The sequence below is a fragment of the Xanthomonas campestris pv. campestris str. ATCC 33913 genome (assembly GCF_000007145.1).
Classification (GTDB): domain Bacteria; phylum Pseudomonadota; class Gammaproteobacteria; order Xanthomonadales; family Xanthomonadaceae; genus Xanthomonas; species Xanthomonas campestris.
The window spans coordinates 83,607-99,345 of record NC_003902.1; the positions used below are offsets into that span (position 1 = coordinate 83,607).

At 66.5% G+C, this 15,739-nt stretch carries 16 protein-coding genes and 1 pseudogene; 9 read left to right on the forward strand and 8 right to left on the reverse strand.

From position 1 onward, the window contains the following. Positions 1-7 precede the first annotated feature (7 nt). The gene (locus XCC_RS00355; protein WP_012436902.1) at positions 8-229 is read right to left on the reverse strand and encodes an XAC0095 family protein; all 222 of its coding nucleotides are present in this window, start codon (positions 227-229) and stop codon (positions 8-10) included. A 399-nt stretch (positions 230-628) separates the two neighbouring features. Further along, positions 629-990 (reverse strand): annotated as a pseudogene (locus XCC_RS22595) (XVIPCD domain-containing protein); the annotation flags it as partial. Between the two features lie 164 nt (positions 991-1,154). Here XCC_RS22595 and XCC_RS00365 point away from each other — a divergent pair. Continuing rightward, positions 1,155-1,781, forward strand: a complete 627-nt coding sequence (locus XCC_RS00365; protein WP_011035327.1) for a dihydrofolate reductase family protein — start codon at positions 1,155-1,157, stop codon at positions 1,779-1,781. Positions 1,782-2,178: 397 nt separating this feature from the next. Here XCC_RS00365 and XCC_RS00370 read toward each other — a convergent pair whose 3' ends face one another. Together XCC_RS00370 and XCC_RS00375 are read right to left on the reverse strand one after the other, a co-directional pair. Beyond that, positions 2,179-2,367: a CsbD family protein gene (locus tag XCC_RS00370; RefSeq protein WP_011035328.1), complete on the reverse strand. Its 189-nt coding sequence runs from the start codon at positions 2,365-2,367 to the stop codon at positions 2,179-2,181. A gap of 134 nt (positions 2,368-2,501) precedes the next feature. Continuing rightward, a complete protein-coding gene (locus tag XCC_RS00375; RefSeq protein WP_016944716.1) occupies positions 2,502-2,729 on the reverse strand; it encodes a response regulator transcription factor in 228 nt (75 codons plus the stop codon). Between the two features lie 561 nt (positions 2,730-3,290). Here XCC_RS00375 and XCC_RS00380 point away from each other — a divergent pair. After that, on the forward strand, positions 3,291-4,163 hold the full coding sequence (locus XCC_RS00380) for a PIN domain-containing protein (protein ID WP_227971866.1): 873 nt from the start codon (positions 3,291-3,293) through the stop codon (positions 4,161-4,163). A 143-nt stretch (positions 4,164-4,306) separates the two neighbouring features. Here the strand turns inward: XCC_RS00380 and XCC_RS00385 are convergent, their stop codons facing one another. Next, on the reverse strand, positions 4,307-5,434 hold the full coding sequence (locus tag XCC_RS00385; protein WP_012436907.1) for an HDOD domain-containing protein: 1,128 nt from the start codon (positions 5,432-5,434) through the stop codon (positions 4,307-4,309). Between the two features lie 157 nt (positions 5,435-5,591). Between XCC_RS00385 and XCC_RS00390 the strand changes: the two genes are divergently transcribed. Then, positions 5,592-6,032 (forward strand): SRPBCC family protein, encoded by a 441-nt coding sequence (locus tag XCC_RS00390; protein WP_011035332.1) that lies wholly within the window; start codon positions 5,592-5,594, stop codon positions 6,030-6,032. A gap of 875 nt (positions 6,033-6,907) precedes the next feature. Here the strand turns inward: XCC_RS00390 and XCC_RS00395 are convergent. The 3 genes from XCC_RS00395 to XCC_RS00405 form a co-directional block, all read right to left on the reverse strand. Further along, entirely contained in the window at positions 6,908-7,219 is a 312-nt protein-coding gene (locus XCC_RS00395; protein ID WP_011035333.1) for a protealysin inhibitor emfourin, read from the reverse strand. Then, positions 7,216-8,280, reverse strand: coding sequence for a M4 family metallopeptidase (locus tag XCC_RS00400; RefSeq protein ID WP_043877677.1), 1,065 nt, complete (start codon positions 8,278-8,280; stop codon positions 7,216-7,218). Before XCC_RS00400 ends, XCC_RS00395 begins: the two co-directional genes overlap by 4 nt. 111 nt (positions 8,281-8,391) lie before the next feature. Next, a complete protein-coding gene (locus tag XCC_RS00405; protein ID WP_011035335.1) occupies positions 8,392-9,048 on the reverse strand; it encodes an SDR family oxidoreductase in 657 nt (218 codons plus the stop codon). Positions 9,049-9,280: 232 nt separating this feature from the next. Between XCC_RS00405 and XCC_RS00410 the strand changes: the two genes are divergently transcribed. From XCC_RS00410 to proP, 6 genes are all read left to right on the forward strand, one after another. Continuing rightward, positions 9,281-9,715: an NUDIX hydrolase gene (locus XCC_RS00410; RefSeq protein ID WP_011035336.1), complete on the forward strand. Its 435-nt coding sequence runs from the start codon at positions 9,281-9,283 to the stop codon at positions 9,713-9,715. 487 nt (positions 9,716-10,202) lie between these two features. Next, a complete protein-coding gene (locus tag XCC_RS00415; RefSeq protein ID WP_011035337.1) occupies positions 10,203-11,243 on the forward strand; it encodes an AI-2E family transporter in 1,041 nt (346 codons plus the stop codon). Positions 11,244-11,461: 218 nt separating this feature from the next. Then, positions 11,462-12,577: an alpha/beta hydrolase gene (locus XCC_RS00420; RefSeq protein WP_043877678.1), complete on the forward strand. Its 1,116-nt coding sequence runs from the start codon at positions 11,462-11,464 to the stop codon at positions 12,575-12,577. A 105-nt stretch (positions 12,578-12,682) separates the two neighbouring features. After that, positions 12,683-13,081: a host attachment family protein gene (locus XCC_RS00425; RefSeq protein WP_011035339.1), complete on the forward strand. Its 399-nt coding sequence runs from the start codon at positions 12,683-12,685 to the stop codon at positions 13,079-13,081. Positions 13,082-13,096: 15 nt separating this feature from the next. Continuing rightward, positions 13,097-13,429, forward strand: coding sequence for a thioredoxin family protein (locus XCC_RS00430; protein ID WP_011035340.1), 333 nt, complete (start codon positions 13,097-13,099; stop codon positions 13,427-13,429). Positions 13,430-14,244: 815 nt separating this feature from the next. Beyond that, positions 14,245-15,735: a glycine betaine/L-proline transporter ProP gene (proP, locus tag XCC_RS00435; protein WP_011035341.1), complete on the forward strand. Its 1,491-nt coding sequence runs from the start codon at positions 14,245-14,247 to the stop codon at positions 15,733-15,735. Positions 15,736-15,739: the final 4 nt, after the last annotated feature.

Consider the following 15,739-nt stretch of genomic DNA (forward strand, 5'->3'; position numbering starts at 1 on the left):
CACGCCCCTACCGCGCACCACCCAGATCCTCCAGCACATCCTCCACCTGCTCGGCCAGATGCTGCAGGCAGTGCGCCCATTGCTGCAGGGGAATGGCGGGCACGCCTATGGCGCTTTCGTTGCGTGTACGTGGGCTGGCCAGGGCGGCCAGCAGGCGCAGTTGGTCGCGCACGCGCAGCAGGTGGTATTGCGTGCCTTCGGACATCCAGTAACCGGGTTCGTTGTGCATGCCGCTCTCCTTGCCGTGAGGCAGCTCCCGCTGCACAACGCAGCGGGATGCCGGGAGGCTAGAAACCGCACACAGCCGGCGGGCTTATTCCCCTTGCGGGTGTTGTATTCGCCGCCCTCCCGGCGCAGGAACGCCGAGCCATGCCCGATCTTGCGACCGGACACAAAAAACCCACCAAATTGACGGAGGTGGGTGCCGCTGTGTGTGGAGTTTCTAGGCTCCGTTCGGGAGTGTGCTGCTAGGGCTTCTCAGGGTCAAGCCAGATGCAGCACGCGTGCGATTGGCCAAGGATGGCTTGTGCTCATGTAAGACGGCCTGCATGAAAAAAAAGGCAGAGGACGTACTCTTCCGCCGCAATGCTGGCGTGGTCGCCATGCATGCACGCCGCGGCTGCAGGACTTATCGGACAGGCGCCGCCTGGCTTGGCTCGTTCCTGCTCCGCGACACCTCGTGCTGCTGGGTGAGCACGCGTTCCTGCGCCAGCGTCTGATTGGCGGCCAGCAGTTGCTGGTCGGACTGTTCGACCGGTGTCTGGATGGCCTGGTCCACGTCCACATGCACACGCTTGTGGGCAGGGTCATCCAGGCGGCCCTCCACTGCGAACACATTGCCGGTTTTGCCCATCACTCCGTGGTCCACCGGCGTCAGTGCGTCTCTGCCAGCGACCGGTCACCGGCGCCCGGATACGCATCGCGGTTGTCCTTGCACACGGCCAACAGACTCCGGCTGATTCGTTCGCTCATGGCGTCGTACGGCTTGCCCGCACGAGGTGCGGCCGGGTTCGTTGTTGATGGGCCTTTGCTGCTTGCCGGTAACGCCGTGCAGGCGCCTGTCGAATTCCGCTTGGCCCATTCGTCGTTGTTGCGAAGGCCGGCATTCCGCCTGCCGCCGTCGTGCTCCTGCCGGGGCGCACAAGGAACCCGCAATGCGTGAGCTGAAATTGATGATGTCGGTGTCGCTGGATGGGTTTGTCAGCGGTCCGGCGGGCGAGATCGACTGGATGTTCAGTGGCGACCAGGCGGCCATTGCCTGGAAGGTGGAAACCGCCTGGAATGCCAGCTTGCATCTGATGGGCAGCCGGACATTCCAGGGCATGGCCAGCTTCTGGCCGACGGCCACCTCGCCGTTTGCCGCGCCGATGAACCAGATCCCCAAAGCCGTGTGTTCGGCACAGGGCCCGGCGGTGCTGGAGGTGGCCCGCGCATCACTCGCCGCTGCGCGCGCGCAACTGAGTACCCTGCCGGGCGCGCAGCTGCAGGCCGGCGCGGACAGCTGGGCCAATGCCACGGTCGCCAGCGGCCCGTTGGCCGATGCAATCGCCGCGCTCAGGACCCAGGACGGCAAACCGATCATTGCCCACGGCGGCGCCGCCTTCGCGCGCAGCCTCATCGCCCACAACCTCGCAGACGAATATGTGTTGGGCGTTTACCCGATCCTGCTGGGCAAGGGCGTGCCGATCTTCAACGACCTGCCGGCCCCCAGGCCGCTCACGCTGGTGAGCACCCACACCTTCCCCAGCGGCTTCATGGCGCAAACGTATCGGCCTGCGTAGAAGTGCCTGGTGCCGTGTGTTGTCAGCAGCGCGGTGGCTGCTGGACACAAGACAGCTGCGTCGTGCATAGCAGGGCCTGCCTTCCCGACATCATCCACGCGCCGTCTTGCATGCAGGCAGGTGATCATGCCGACGCGGCATTGATACGTGTGAGCGGGGCGTTGTGCACAAAATGCGTGCGCAGAGCCTTAAACGCCAAACGCCCCGGACAAGCCGGGGCGTTTGGCGTTTAACTCATTGGCGTAGTGCGCGTGAACCATTCAAACGGCGATGGCCCTCAACGCATCCCGCCTTCCATCGGCTGTGCACTACCCGCAGGCTGCAGCACTGCGCACCAAACCAACCTGACATGCGCACCACCTGCCAAACCTGCAACAGCAGCGCTGAAGCGAAGGAGTTACCTGGTGGACTTGGTCGCGTCGCGCACGTCGTCGGCGAGTTCGCCGGCCTTGCGCTGCACCTTGCCGATATTCTTTTCGGCGGCGCCTTCCAGTTCGGTGCTCTTGTCGCCGGTGACACGGCCGATGGCTTCCTTCACCGAGCCCTTGACCTGCTTGGCGGCGCCTTCGATACGGTTCTTATCCATGGGACGTTTCTCGTAGTTTGGGGAACCGGTCCAGTCTGTCTGGGCCGGTGTGAGCATGGTGTGCGTCTGTTGCTGCGATGCACACATGCGAATGCACTAGCTGGGCTGGTGCATTCGCGTCATCTACCCCGCGCTCACGGCTTGCGTGCAGGTTTCTTTGCCGGGCGGCCGGCAAAACCACGCTCACGCGCCCAGACAATGGCTTCGCCGCGGCTATGCACGTCGATCTTGGAATACAGCGCGGCCACATGGTTGCGCACCGTGTTGGGCGACACACCCAGTTGCTGCGCGATCTCCTTGTCGGCCAGGCCTTCGGCGAGCAGGCCCAGCACATCGCGCTCGCGGCCCGTGAGGTCGGCCACGCCGCAGCCGTGCGCCTGACGCGCTCAAGCGCACCGCCGAGCAGAAGGCATGCGAAGCCGGCGACACCGCCGCACGCGGTGTCTCGCGCGCTGCCTGGACCACGCTGGTGCTGCTGCTATTGGGCGCCGCCGTGTCGTTCGCCGCCGGCCGGGTGGGCCGGCGTACCGATCCGGTGGTGGAGGGGTGAGCCGTTGGCGGCGATGACGTCACCTGCCGACCGGCACTGACGGCATGCGCGTGCGAGCCGGGCCATCTAGGGGTGGCCCGGCTTTTTGTTGTACCTCCCGCCGCACGGCGTGTTGCGTGGCGGGGTGCTGTGATGCGCGGCGAGCAACGACGGGCGTTCGGTACTGTGGGTCATCGGATGCTGGCGTGCAGAAACGCCGGCAGTGGGCCGCAGACCTCACGTATGCGCTAGGTCGTGCATGTGCCAGCGGTGAAGCGCTGCGGGTGAGGTTGACAGCTCTGCGCGGTGCGCGTTGCCTTCAGACGAGCGGCAGCTGCGGGGCTGGCACCTGTGGCGTGCTTCCGGCGATGATCTGGAGCGGGGATTCCAGGGAATGGCAATGCAAGCGGACGCTGCAACAGGCGCGTATGGTGCGCGCACCAACTACGTCTTGATCGACTACGAAAACGTGCAACCCACCGACGCACGCTTGCTCAATCGCGATGATGTGCGGGTGTGGGTGTTCGTGGGCGCAAACCAGAAAAGCGTCTTGACCGATCTGGTCACCGAGCTGCAGGTGCTGGGCACGCGCGCCAGGTATGAGCGTTGCTCCGGCAACGGCTCCAACGCGCTGGATTTCCATATCGCGTATGTGCTGGGGCAACTCTCTCGCGACGACCCGGCCGGCTTCTTCCATATCATCTCGAAAGACACCGGCTTCGATCCGCTGATCGCTTACCTGAAACAGCAGAAGATCTTCGGCGCACGTGCTGCCAGCATCTCGCAGATGCCGCTGTTCAAGTCGATGGCCGCATCGGTGCATACGGCAGCTGCCGCACCGCCGCCACTGCCTGCCTCTGCAACGCCGCTGCCGTTGATGCCGCGCGCGCTGATTTCGGTTCCTGCCTCCAAGGCATCGGCGCCTGCGGCGGCCAACCAACTAGCCCCAGTAACGCTGTGCCCTGCGCAGACCTCGACCACGCCAGCCAGCGCGAACACACCGGCACCACCGGTCAAATCCACCGCCGCTACACATCCGGCCAAAGGCACCAAGCCGCCAACAGCGGCCGAGCGTCTGCAGAAGATCCGCGCCTCGTTGGCCAAGATGCCGGCGCGTGCGCGCCCCATCAAATTGACCTCGCTGCAGAATCACATCGCCGCGCATTTCCAGAAAGCCATCAGCGCTGCAGAGGTCAGCGCCGTGATCGCCGGGCTGCAGAAGGCCGGCGTGTTGCAGGTCAGCGAAAGCAAGGTGCGCTACTGCTGATCGCGCAGTGCGCGGGCTGGCTCGGCTGCACATGGCTGCGCGCAACTGCGCGCGCGTGCGCTGCCGGTCATGGGAGTGGCGAAGATCAGGCTGCACAGGTACGTCGTAGATCTGGCGCGCTTACCGTGCGCTGCTGATGCCAGTCACTCCACGCTCGCCGCCACCAGCCGCTGCCACAGCGCGGCATTGGCCGCCTCGTCCGGTTCCAGCGTGGCAAGCACGCTCAGGGCGTGGGTTTCGGTTTCGGCGCCGTGGCGGGCGAGCATGGCCAGGGCGGCGGCCAGGCGCCCGTAGCGCAATGCGCGCCCGAGCGATGTGGCCAGCAAGGTGCTGTCGTGCTCGGGGCGTTGTTCGTCCAGCGCGGTGCCGAGTTGGGCGGGCAGCTCCCAGGCCGTGGCGATGGTCTTGGCCACCGCGGCGGTGTGGCGGTCGACCAGGTGGGCGGCCACCTCCAGGCTGTACGGCACCGACGGCTGCTCGGCGTAGGCGTCGCGCAGCACGCGCAGGATCACCACCGCGCCCAGGCCTTGCAGCAGGCCGGCCAGTTGCGCCGACAAGGTGTCGCCACCGCGCTCGCGCACATAGGCGGCCGCGGCGGTGGCGGTGCGCAGCGCGTAGTCCCAGACCGCCGCCGGCAGGCGGGCGTACAGGCCACCTTCAAGGCTGAGCACTGGTTGCATCACCGCGGCGGCCACGATCTGGCGCACGCCTTCGGTGCCGATGTGCACCACCGCGCGCTCCAGGCTTTCCAGCGGGCCGCCTTGCGGGCGGTACAGGGCACTGTTGGCGATGCGCAGCAGGTTGGCGGCCAGCGCCGGGTCCTGCGCGATGATCGCGGCGATGCCGCGGCCGGACGCATCCGGGTCGTTGACCGCACGCATCAGCTGCGGCAACAGGTGCGGGCGCCGCGGCAGCAGCTGCGGGCGCATGTCCACGTGGTCGAGCGCGCTGACCGCACTGGCCAGCACGGTGGCCTGGGCGGGGTCGATGGCGGTGTCGGCATCGGCCAGCGAAGGGGTATCCATCACCGCGGCATACATGCGCCGCAACAACGGGCGCATCGGCGGCGGCTCGGCCATCACCGCGCGCGGCTCGGCTGTGCTTGCGGGCATGGCGGTGGCAGCGCCATCGGGTGCCGCTGGCGCGGACTCGGACACCGGCGCGGGGTCGGCGGTGGAGACGGCGGGCGGGTCCCCACGACGCGAGGCGGCGACCACGCCGAGCACGATGGCAAGCACCCCCACAACAGCCAACAGCACAATCACAAGCATCTTGGGAAATCGTTTGATCAGTGGCGCGACTATCCGCGAAGCGGGCCGTGCCGGCAACGTGGCACGCGCGCGGGCGCGGCCTGGCGCGGTCATGTCGATTTCCGGCGGCCTGGTGCGTCGTAGGGCAGAGGGTCGTCCTCTGCCAGCTGCGAGCGCCATGTCCACCGTCACCCTGCACCGTGTTCTGCGTGCCAGCCCCGAGCGGGTCTACCGCGCCTTCCTGGATGCCGCTGCGTTGAGCAAGTGGTTGCCGCCGCATGGCTTTACCAACACGGTGGAGCATCTGGATGCCCGCGTCGGCGGTACCTTCCGCATGGCGTTCACCCAGTTTGGCAGCGGCCAGCGGCACGCGTTCGGCGGCACCTACCGTGAGCTGGTGCCCAACGCGCTGCTGCGCTACGACGATGTCTTCGACGACCCGTCACTGCCCGGCACGCTGCTGACCACGGTACGGTTGCTGCCGTTGCCGTGCGGCACCGACCTGCACGTGGTGCAGGAGGGGATTCCCGAACAGATCCCGCTGCACGCCTGCTACCTGGGCTGGCAGGAGTCGTTGACGCTGCTGGCGTTGTTGGTGGAAGCGCAGCGCGCGGAGTGAACCTGGCGCCACAGCGACTGCTGCACGATCGATGCGGCGGTGCAGCGATGAGCGGGCTGTCTTCAGGTTGACCGCTGCGCTGCACGCGGTGCTAACGGGGACATCGCGACTATGCGTCACCAGCTGTGCAGCCCTAGAGCATCTAGGCAGCTTAAAGGGTGCAGGCATCCGCAGTTGGACCACTTTCTTCGACAGACCCCGTGCAGGCATGGAGGTCTGTCGCGCCGTGTGTGGCGTTTGCTGGATCAGGCGGTGTCGGTGCGGTTTGCCTTTTTCGTAGGAGCGCGCTTGCGCGCGATGTGGCGTTACCGGTAGAGCTTCTTCGCGCGCGAGCGCGCTCCTACGCGGCTGCTTGCGCGGTTACGTATTCTGATCGTTTGCGTGCTGGCCGCTCCAAGGTTTTCGAGCTGTAGTCGCACGCTCTGTGGCGGCTGTACGCCGAATAAGCGCACCAGTCTTGTCTACGTTGATGCTTTGGCAACCGCGACCAAGCTGCCTTTGTAGGAGCGCGCTTGTGCGCGATGGGGCGTTATCGGCAAAGCCTCATCGCGCGCAAGCGCGCTCCTACGTTGCATTTGCTTGGCGCGTCACGTGCTGCGATCGCTTGCACGTCATCGCCGCTACAACATCTGTCCTGAGCCGTGCGTTCTGTTCCAACGTCGAATGTGGCGGAGCTTGTCGCCCTGGCGTAATGATTTTGGGCCGCCCCTGCGGCACCCGCGACCAGGCCGCCTTTGTAGGAGCGCGCTTGCGCGCGATGAGGCGTTGTGGGTAACGCTTCATCGCGCGCAAGCGCGCTCCTACGAGGCGTCGATCGCGCGCGACGTTGACCGGCGTCTCTGCGTCTCCGCGTGCCGCGCTCGCGCGCAAGCCATCTACAACGTGCCCTGCTTCCACAGCCGTACGATTTCCGCCGGGGCGTGTTCTTCGGGGATGCGCAGCGGTTCGCTGGCGCCATCCCAGATGATGCTGAAGTAGCGGCGGTCGCCGCCGCCGGCTTGCGGGGCGGGGAGTGCATGCGCCAGGCACTGATCCAGCAGCGCGCCCAGGTGTTGGCGTTGCACCTCGTCCAGCTCTTCCAGCAGCAGCTGGCGCTCGCGGCGCATGGCCGGGAACGCGGCCACGCCACCTTCGCGTGCCAACCGCAACACGACACCCGGTTGCAAGGGCGGCAGTTGCACGGTCATGCGAGCACGCCCACGTCGCGCCAGGCCTGTTCCACCGCACTGGCCTCGGCACTGCCCGCGCCGTAATCGGTGCTGGCCACGCGCACGGTGAGTGCGGCGAAGGTGGCGAAGTCCGCACTGGCCGACAGCGCGCCACCGGTGAGGGCGCGGTACCAGATGCGCCCGGCCTTTTCCCAGGCGTAACCGCCGATGGCAACCGCGGCGCGCTGGAAGGCGCGGTTGGGAATACCGGAGTTGTAGTGCACGCCGCCGTCGTCTTCTTGCGTGTCCACGTAGGCGTCCATATGCGCCGGTTGCGGGTCCTTGCCCAATGCCGGGTCATCGTAGGCGGTGCCCGGCGCCTGCATCGAGCGTAGCGCCACGCCCTGCACGCCGGGCAGGAACATGCCGGCACCCACCAGCCAATCGGCCTGCGCGGCGTCCTGGCGCAGCGCGTATTGCTTGACGAGCACGCCGAACACGTCGGAGACCGATTCGTTCAAGGCACCGGACTGGCCCTGGTAGATCAGGTTGGCGGTGCGCTCGATGACACCGTGGGTGAGCTCGTGGGCCACCACGTCGATGGCGATGGTGAAGCGGGTGAAGATCTCGCCGTCGCCATCGCCGAACACCATCTGCTCGCCGGTCCAGAACGCGTTGTCGTAGTTGCGCTCGTAGTGCACGGTACCAAGCAGCGGCATGCCGGCATCGTCGATCGAGTTGCGCGCATACACCTGCTGGAAGAAGGCATGGGTGGCGCCGAGGTAATCGTAAGCCTCGGTCACGGCGACATCGTCGGTGGGCGGCGCACCTTCCTCGCGCACCAGCACGCCAGGCAGGGCGGTGCCTTGCCGGGCGTCGTAGAGATGCCGCCGCACCGCGGTGTCAGTGGTGGCGGTGGGCGCATCGTCGGCGCTGTCGCGCGCCAGCAACCCCTGCGCGCGGCGCTGGCGCAGCTGCGCGGTGATGTGGCGGGTGAGCTGCGCGCAGTGCCGTGCGCGCTCCGGTGCGGCCTGCGCCACGTGGTCCAGCAGATACGGCGGCAGGATGCCGGCGCGGCGGGGCGCAACAAACGCAGACATAGCGATCTCCACAGTGGGGGCTGCGCCGGCGACTATGCGCGGTGCGACTTTAGGAAATCGTTAGCTGCCAGCGGCCCTTGCCATGGCAGCGCGCTGCGGACCGGCTGGCGTTCATGCCAGCTGCGCGAGCGCCTGCGTGATGGGGGTGGGCCCATCCACGAATCCCACGGTCTTGCCGATGGTGGCCGGCGTGGCCAGGGTGGCGGCGATCACCTGCGCGACATTGGCGCGCGATACGCCCTCGGTGGTGTCGCTGCCCGGGTCGCGGGCGATGCAGCCGCTGGGTGGGTCCAGGGTGAGCCGGCCGGGCCCAAGCACGGTCCAGTCCAGCGTGGTGCCGCGCAGGTGCGCATCGGCAGCGGCCTTGGCCTGCGCATAAGCGAAGAAGCCATCCTCCGGGCTCACCCCGTGCTCCAGCCCCGCGCCCAGGTAGGACACCATCACGTAGCGCCGCACCCGCGCCTGCTCGGCCGCGTGCATCGAGCGGATCGCGGCATCGCGGTCCACCGCATAGGTGCGTGCGGCATCGCCACCGCCGGCACCGGCCGACCAAACAACTGCATCGTGGCCGGTGATGTGCGCGGCGATCGCCGCGGTGTCGGCATGTTCGATATCGAATAGCGCGGGTGTGGCGCCATCGGCGATCACATCGCTTGCGTGGTCGGGATTACGGAATAGCGCGGTGACGTGGTGGCCACCGGCCAGCAGCAGCGGGGTGAGCAGACGCGCCACCTTGCCGTGGCCGCCGATCAACAGAATGCGAGACATGGAGTTCCAGCCAATGCGCCTGCTGCGAGGCGTGATGACCTAGCGTGACGGCTGCAGCGCTAAGGCGATGTCATTGGTTGCGTTCGCAATGCGTTGGCAACAAATGCATGCGATGCCCTGACGCCGCCGCCGCGGTGACGCAGGGCGGCCACGGCATTTCCGCAGTTTGCCCGCGGCCGCAGCGCTGCCGGACAATGCGCCCGCCACGCACCGTGGCGTACCGGGCCCACCGATGACCGCACCGTCTGATTCCCACGCCCGCGTTGGTTGCGGCGCCTTTATCCGCCGCAGCGACGGCCGCCTGTTGCTGGTGCTGCGGGCACGCGCGCCCGAACAAGGCCACTGGGGATTGCCCGGCGGCAAGGTGGACTGGATGGAGACAGTGGAAGACGCGGTAGTGCGAGAAACCCTGGAAGAAACCGGTCTGCACATTCACCTGCAGCGCGTGCTGTGCGTGGTGAGCCAGTTCGAGCGGGCGCTGTCGCCGCCGCAGCACTGGGTGGCACCGGTGTACCTGGCCGCGATCGACGGCAGTGAAACCGCCGTGCTGCGCGAACCGGAAGCACTACATGACCTGGGCTGGTTCGCATTGGATGCGTTGCCCACGCCGCTGACCCGCTCGGCAACGCTGGCGGTACAGCAGCTGGTGCGTGAGGCGGCGGCTTGAGCGGGACATCCACATAGTGTGAGTGCTGCACGGGGTAGCGGTGCAACGGCGCGACACGCTTGCCACGTTGGATCCAGAGGTGTGTACACCGAAGCGGGCGCGGGGATACACCCCGGCATTGCGGCAGGTTGCCGCCAAGCGGTGGCCCCTGCTTGAAGAGACGGTGCGGCGGCGCGACCGGCGTCGTTAGCTCACGTGGCTCGACCGGCGCGCTCGATGCAGACGTGTGGCCTGATCAGGAACGCAGTGAGACACCTCCGGCATTTGGTACGCTGCCGCCAAGCGGTGTTGCTGTTTGAGGCGCGCCAAGTAACGGCAAGTAACGGTGCGCAACGCCTGCTTGCGTGTGTGGCCTGGAGGACGCTTCAGCGATTGCGCGTGTCGCATACAGCAAGCGCAACGGATGCAGCCCCGCCAGCACGGGCACAGAATCTTCTCGCAAGCCTCGCTAGGCTGAGTGCTGTTTCCGCTTTGCGAGCTGTTGTCCATGCCGTCCTCCGATCTGCGTGCCTTCGTCGTCCGTGTGGTCATCGTGCTGGCCCTGGTGGCCTACGCGTGGTTGCTGTGGGCGCTGTCGGGCCTGCTGCTGATGGTATTCGGTGCGGTGGTGGTGGCGGTGCTGCTGCGCGCGCTGGCCAGTTGGGTCACCCGCTATACGCCGCTGTCGGATGGCATGGCATTGGGGCTGGTGGTGGTCGTGGTGGCGGTGGGATTCACGGCGTTGCTGTGGTTGTTCGGCTCGCAACTGGCAACAGAGCTCGGCGCCCTGCAGCGCACCTTGCCGCAGGCCTGGGCGCGCTTCCATGATTGGGTTGCGGCCGGGCCGTTGGGGCCAGCGCTGGAAGAACTCACCCGCCAGGCACCGGCGCGCGTGTCCAATCTGGCGCCGCGTGCCGGCGCCTTCGCGCTCAGCATCACCGGTGGGGTGGCGAACCTGTTCCTGGTGCTGGCCGGTGCGGTCTATCTGGCCGCGCAACCGCAGCTGTATCGGCGCGGTGTGCTGTTGCTGTTTCCCGTGCAGGTGCGCGCCACCATGGACGACGCCGTGCGTGCCAGCGGCACCGCGTTGCGGCTATGGCTGCGCGGGCAATTGCTGGCGATGGTGGTGGTGGGCGCACTCACCGGGCTGGGCCTGTGGGCCCTGGGCATTCCCGGCGCACTGGCCCTGGGCATCATCGCCGGCTTGCTGGATTTCGTGCCGATCGTCGGGCCGATCCTGGCCGCCATTCCGGCCATCCTGCTGGGCTTTACGGTGAGCCCGCAGATGGCGCTGGCCACGGCGGCGTTGTTCGTCGTCGTGCAGCAGATCGAAGGCAACATTCTGCTGCCGTTGATCCAGCAACGCACTGTGGATCTACCGCCGGTGTTGCTGCTGTTTTCGCTATTCGGCATCGGCACGTTGCTGGGGCCCGCAGGTGTCTTGCTCGCTGCACCGTTGACGGTGGTGGCGTTCGTGCTGGTCAAGCGCCTGTATGTGCAGGAAGCACTGCACACGCCCACCTCCATCCCCGGGCAGAAGCACCACTGAGTAAGGCGTCTGCGTAAGCGGCAACGCTGCAATGCAAGCGTGTTGTCCAGGAATGGATGTGCCTGCTTGTGCGCTGCGCATCGCCTACGACGCGATCACTGCAGCGCCGTCTCCCATGGCAGCCGCGCACACGGCGCGCCGCAGCGCGCAGGCTATGCTCGTGTGTTGATCGAGGCCTGGGAGGGCATTGCATGACACACCATCGATGGACACGACGCATGCTGCTGGGGTGCCTGGCGCTGCTAAGCGCGGCGAGCGCGAGTGCGGCTGCGCCTGCAGTTGCAGCCGCATCGAGGCCGGCGGCAACGCAGGGCGTTCGGCATGTACCCGCGTTCGATCTGCCGGTGTCTGAGTACCTGAGCCCTGCGGCACGTGCGCAGGTCAGTGGCGACGTGGACCGCGGCGACCCGCTGGCCAAGGCCGACAACGCCACGCTGCTGCGCCAGCTGCCCACCATCCGCGCCGATACCGAACGTTGGGCCGCAGGCGTCATCGCGCAGATGCGCACGCGCTACGCGGTGGAGATCACGCCCGAGCAGTGGAACGGTGTACCGGTGCTGCGTGTACAGCCGCGCACGCGCACGCCCGAGCAGGCCAAGCGGCTGCTGATCGAATTGCATGGTGGCGGCTTTGTGATGGGCAGTGCGGCCTCGTTCGGGCTGATGGAAGCCATTCCGGTGGCGGCGATGACCGGCATCACCGTGGTGGCGGTGGACTACCGCATGGGCCCGGAGCACCAGTTCCCCGCGGCCAGCGAGGACGTGGCCGCGGTGTATCGCGCCGCTCTCAAGACCTACACCCCGGCGCAGGTGGGCCTGTTTGGCTGTTCGGCCGGTGGCGTGCTCACCGGCGAGGCGCTGGCGTGGTTTGCCAAGGAACAGTTGCCAATGCCGGCGGCGGCAGGCCTGTTCTGCGCTGCGGGCGACGCACGTTACCGCGGCGATTCGCAGCGCGTGGTCGCGGCGGTGAACGATGCCCTGCTACCTGATGTGGCAGGCACCCTGCCGATCATGGAAGACCTGTACTACGGGCCGGATGTGGATTTCCGCGACCCGCTGGTATCGCCGGTGTTCTCCGATGCGGTGCTGCGCCAGTTCCCGCCCACCTTGCTGATCACCGCCACACGCGCAGCAGAGTTGAGCAATGCGTCCTATACGCACGCGCGGCTGGTGGATCTGGGGCGCGAGTCGGACCTGCATGTCTGGGACGGCTTGGGCCACGCCTTCCATCTCACCGACACGCTGCCCGAGAGCCAGCAGGCCTTGCGGGTGATGGCGCGCTTTTTCAGCAAGCATCTGGGCCTGCCGCCGCCGCCACTACCAGCGTCACGCTAACGCGGCACACACACCGGCTACCCGCGGTGCTTACATCGGCTTGCTTAGGTTGAGGTCGACGGCGCTGTAATTGCATCGCTGACACTGAAACAGGAGAAACGACGGATGAGTCTGCAAATTCCCCAGGGTGCGTTGGTGGTGGTGGCCGATGGCGGCGAAGCGCGGTGGTTCACCAATACCGGCGACGAAGCCAAGGTGGTGCTGCGCCAGCATGCCCGCACCGATGTGCAGAACGTCGATGACGAAGGCCCGGCCGGCAAGATTCCGCCCCGCACCGCAGAGGCGGAACTGGACGAAATGACCTTCGCCAAGCAGCTGTCGCAGGCTTTGAACGACGGAGCGCTCAAGCACGAGTACAACCACTTGGTACTGGTGGCCGACCCGACCACACTGGGCCGGGTGCGCCCGCTGCTGCACAAGGAAACCCAGCAGCGCCTAGTGGGCGATTTGGCGAAGGACTTCACCAACCTGCCGCTGGAAGATATCCAGCGCGCGCTGTCGTAAGGAGCGCACGCAGCCATGGCGTTCGTGCGGGAGTACGCGGCGCAGGCGCCGGACCGTAGTGCGGTCGATGCGCAACCGGGGCTGCAGGTGCTGGAGTTCGGCACCGACTGGTGCGGCCACTGCATGGCCGCGCAACCGCTGTTGCAGAAGCTGCTGGGCGGTTATGCGAACATCGAGTACCGCAAGATCGAAGATGGAAAAGGGCGGCCCTTGGGCCGCTCGTTTCGCGTGAAGCTGTGGCCCACCATCATCCTGCTGCGCGATGGCGAAGAAGTCGCCCGCGCCGTCAGGCCGCAGACGCGTGAGGATTTGCAGGCCGTGTTATCGGCGTTGGAGGCGGTGGGGTGAAGCCGCTGGTGTGTTTCGGGCGGTCAGCTGTTCTGCTGGTATGAAGCACCGCTGCAGCACCCTGGCACATCAGGCAAACCATGTAGGAGCGCGCTTGCGCGCGATGAGGCGTTACCGGGAAGGCTTCATCGCGCGCGAGCGCGCTCCTACCAAAAGCAGGTTGTGCAGAAGTCGTTGCGCCTCCAGAGCGAGGGTGTTTGCAGCATCAATAACGCAAGCGCGCACCATGCAGAGATCGATAGCTCCGTAGGAGCGCGCTTGCGCGCGATGAGGCGTTACCGGAAAGGCTTCATCGCGCGCGAGCGCGCTCCTACTAAAAGCAGGTTGTGCAGAAGTCGTTACGCCTACAGAGTGAGGGTGTTTGCGGCATCAATAACGCAAGCCCGCACCATGCAGAAATCGATAGCTCCGTAGGAGCGCGCTTGCGCGCGATGGGGCTCTACCGGTAACGCCTCATCGCGCGCAAGCACGCCCCTACGACAAGCGGGTGCGGATGACTCATGCCTGCAAAACCACGCACTTGCTGAAGACACATTCAGGAAAACCCCTGAAATCAGGTCATCTCCCGCAGCGTCCCACGCTCGCGCCTGCAACGCTGTGCACGCTGGTGTAACATGTCGAGCTGATCAAGCCCTTGGGCACTGCCCACCCCTTGGTCGTCTGTCCCGCAGCGTCGCTGAGTTTACGCGGCCGTCCGGGAATGCCTCCGGCGTCGTCCACTGCATGTGCCTTAGCCGTGCAGCGCGTGATGTGCCGTGCCTAGCGTAGTGCCAGGGCGAGCAGGCAGCGATGGCCGCACCAGGAGACTTCCGCATATGCACGACACGCGCGCGATCCGCTCGCATTTCGGTTGGTTCAAACGCCGCCGCCAATTGCAACTCGACGAGGTCACCGTGGTGGACCGCGGCATGCTGCGCAAGGCCGTGGGCGCGGCCGCGCTGGGCAATGCAATGGAATGGTTCGACTTCGGCGTCTATGGCTATCTGGCAGTGACGCTGGGCCAGGTGTTCTTTCCGTCCAGCAGTCCCACCGCGCAGTTGATCGCCACCTTTGCGACCTTCACCGTGGCGTTTTTGGTGCGGCCGATCGGCGGCATGGTATTCGGCCCGCTTGGTGATCGCTATGGCCGGCAAAAGGTGCTGGCGGCCACCATGATCCTGATGGCGCTGGGCACCTTCAGCATCGGCCTGATTCCCTCCTACGCGCAGATCGGCCTGTGGGCGCCGGCGCTGTTGTTGCTGGCGCGGTTGCTGCAAGGGTTTTCCACCGGCGGCGAATACGGCGGCGCGGCGACCTTCATTGCCGAATACGCCACCGACCGCAATCGCGGCTTGATGGGCAGTTGGCTGGAATTTGGCACGTTGGGCGGCTATATCGCCGGTGCGGCCACCGTTACCGCGCTGCACATGGCGCTGAGCCAGGCGCAGATGCTGGACTGGGGCTGGCGGGTGCCATTCCTGGTGGCCGGGCCGCTGGGGTTGCTCGGCCTGTACATGCGCATGAAGCTGGAAGAAACCCCGGCGTTTCGCGCCTATACCGAACAATCCGAACAGCGCGAACGCGAAACCGCAGGCCAGGGCCTGATGACCCTGCTGCGCCTGCACTGGCCGCAGCTGCTCAAATGCGTGGGCCTGGTGCTGGTGTTCAACGTCACCGACTACATGCTGCTGACCTACATGCCCAGCTATCTCAGCGTCACCATGGGCTACGCCGAGAGCAAGGGCTTGCTGCTGATCATCCTGGTGATGCTGGTGATGATGCCGCTCAACGTGGTCGGTGGCATGTTCAGCGACAAGCTGGGCCGGCGCCCGATGATCATCGGCGCGTGCGCGGCGTTATTCGCACTGGCCATCCCGTGCCTGTTGCTGATCGGCAGCGGCTCGGACGTGCTGATCTTCACCGGGTTGATGCTGCTTGGCCTGGCGCTGGTGTGTTTCACCAGCTCGATGCCTTCGACACTGCCGGCGCTGTTCTACACCCCGGTGCGCTACAGCGCGCTGTCGATCGCCTTCAACGTCTCAGTGTCGTTGTTTGGTGGCACCACGCCGTTGGTCACCGCGTGGCTGGTGGAGCGCACCGGCGACCCATTGGTGCCGGCGTATTACCTGATGGGCGCGGCGGCGATCGGCCTGGTGACGATGCTGTTCGTGCGCGAAACCGCCGGGCTGCCGCTGCGTGGCTCGCCGCCGGCAGTGGCCAGCGACGCCGAAGCGCGCGCGCTGCTGCAGGGCGACAGCCCGGTCACAGTGGATGCGCAGTTGCCGTTGAGCGGCACGCCGTCGATCGGTCAGCCGCGCCCGGCGTAAGGCC

Bases quoted from the DNA above. Each gene is read 5' to 3' on its own strand.
- XCC_RS00370 (WP_011035328.1), bottom strand. From the start codon at position 2,367: ATGGATAAGAACCGTATCGAAGGCGCCGCCAAGCAGGTCAAGGGCTCG.
- XCC_RS00385 (WP_012436907.1), bottom strand. From the start codon at position 5,434: ATGCTTGTGATTGTGCTGTTGGCTGTTGTGGGGGTGCTTGCCATCGTG.
- XCC_RS00425 (WP_011035339.1), top strand. From the start codon at position 12,683: ATGAGTCTGCAAATTCCCCAGGGTGCGTTGGTGGTGGTGGCCGATGGC.
- XCC_RS00420 (WP_043877678.1), top strand. From the start codon at position 11,462: ATGCTGCTGGGGTGCCTGGCGCTGCTAAGCGCGGCGAGCGCGAGTGCG.
- XCC_RS00390 (WP_011035332.1), top strand. From the start codon at position 5,592: ATGTCCACCGTCACCCTGCACCGTGTTCTGCGTGCCAGCCCCGAGCGG.
- XCC_RS00415 (WP_011035337.1), top strand. From the start codon at position 10,203: ATGCCGTCCTCCGATCTGCGTGCCTTCGTCGTCCGTGTGGTCATCGTG.
- XCC_RS00410 (WP_011035336.1), top strand. From the start codon at position 9,281: ATGACCGCACCGTCTGATTCCCACGCCCGCGTTGGTTGCGGCGCCTTT.
- XCC_RS00400 (WP_043877677.1), bottom strand. From the start codon at position 8,280: ATGTCTGCGTTTGTTGCGCCCCGCCGCGCCGGCATCCTGCCGCCGTAT.
- XCC_RS00405 (WP_011035335.1), bottom strand. From the start codon at position 9,048: ATGTCTCGCATTCTGTTGATCGGCGGCCACGGCAAGGTGGCGCGTCTG.
- XCC_RS00355 (WP_012436902.1), bottom strand. From the start codon at position 229: ATGCACAACGAACCCGGTTACTGGATGTCCGAAGGCACGCAATACCAC.
- XCC_RS00430 (WP_011035340.1), top strand. From the start codon at position 13,097: ATGGCGTTCGTGCGGGAGTACGCGGCGCAGGCGCCGGACCGTAGTGCG.
- XCC_RS00380 (WP_227971866.1), top strand. From the start codon at position 3,291: ATGGCAATGCAAGCGGACGCTGCAACAGGCGCGTATGGTGCGCGCACC.
- XCC_RS00395 (WP_011035333.1), bottom strand. From the start codon at position 7,219: ATGACCGTGCAACTGCCGCCCTTGCAACCGGGTGTCGTGTTGCGGTTG.
- proP (WP_011035341.1), top strand. From the start codon at position 14,245: ATGCACGACACGCGCGCGATCCGCTCGCATTTCGGTTGGTTCAAACGC.
- XCC_RS00365 (WP_011035327.1), top strand. From the start codon at position 1,155: ATGCGTGAGCTGAAATTGATGATGTCGGTGTCGCTGGATGGGTTTGTC.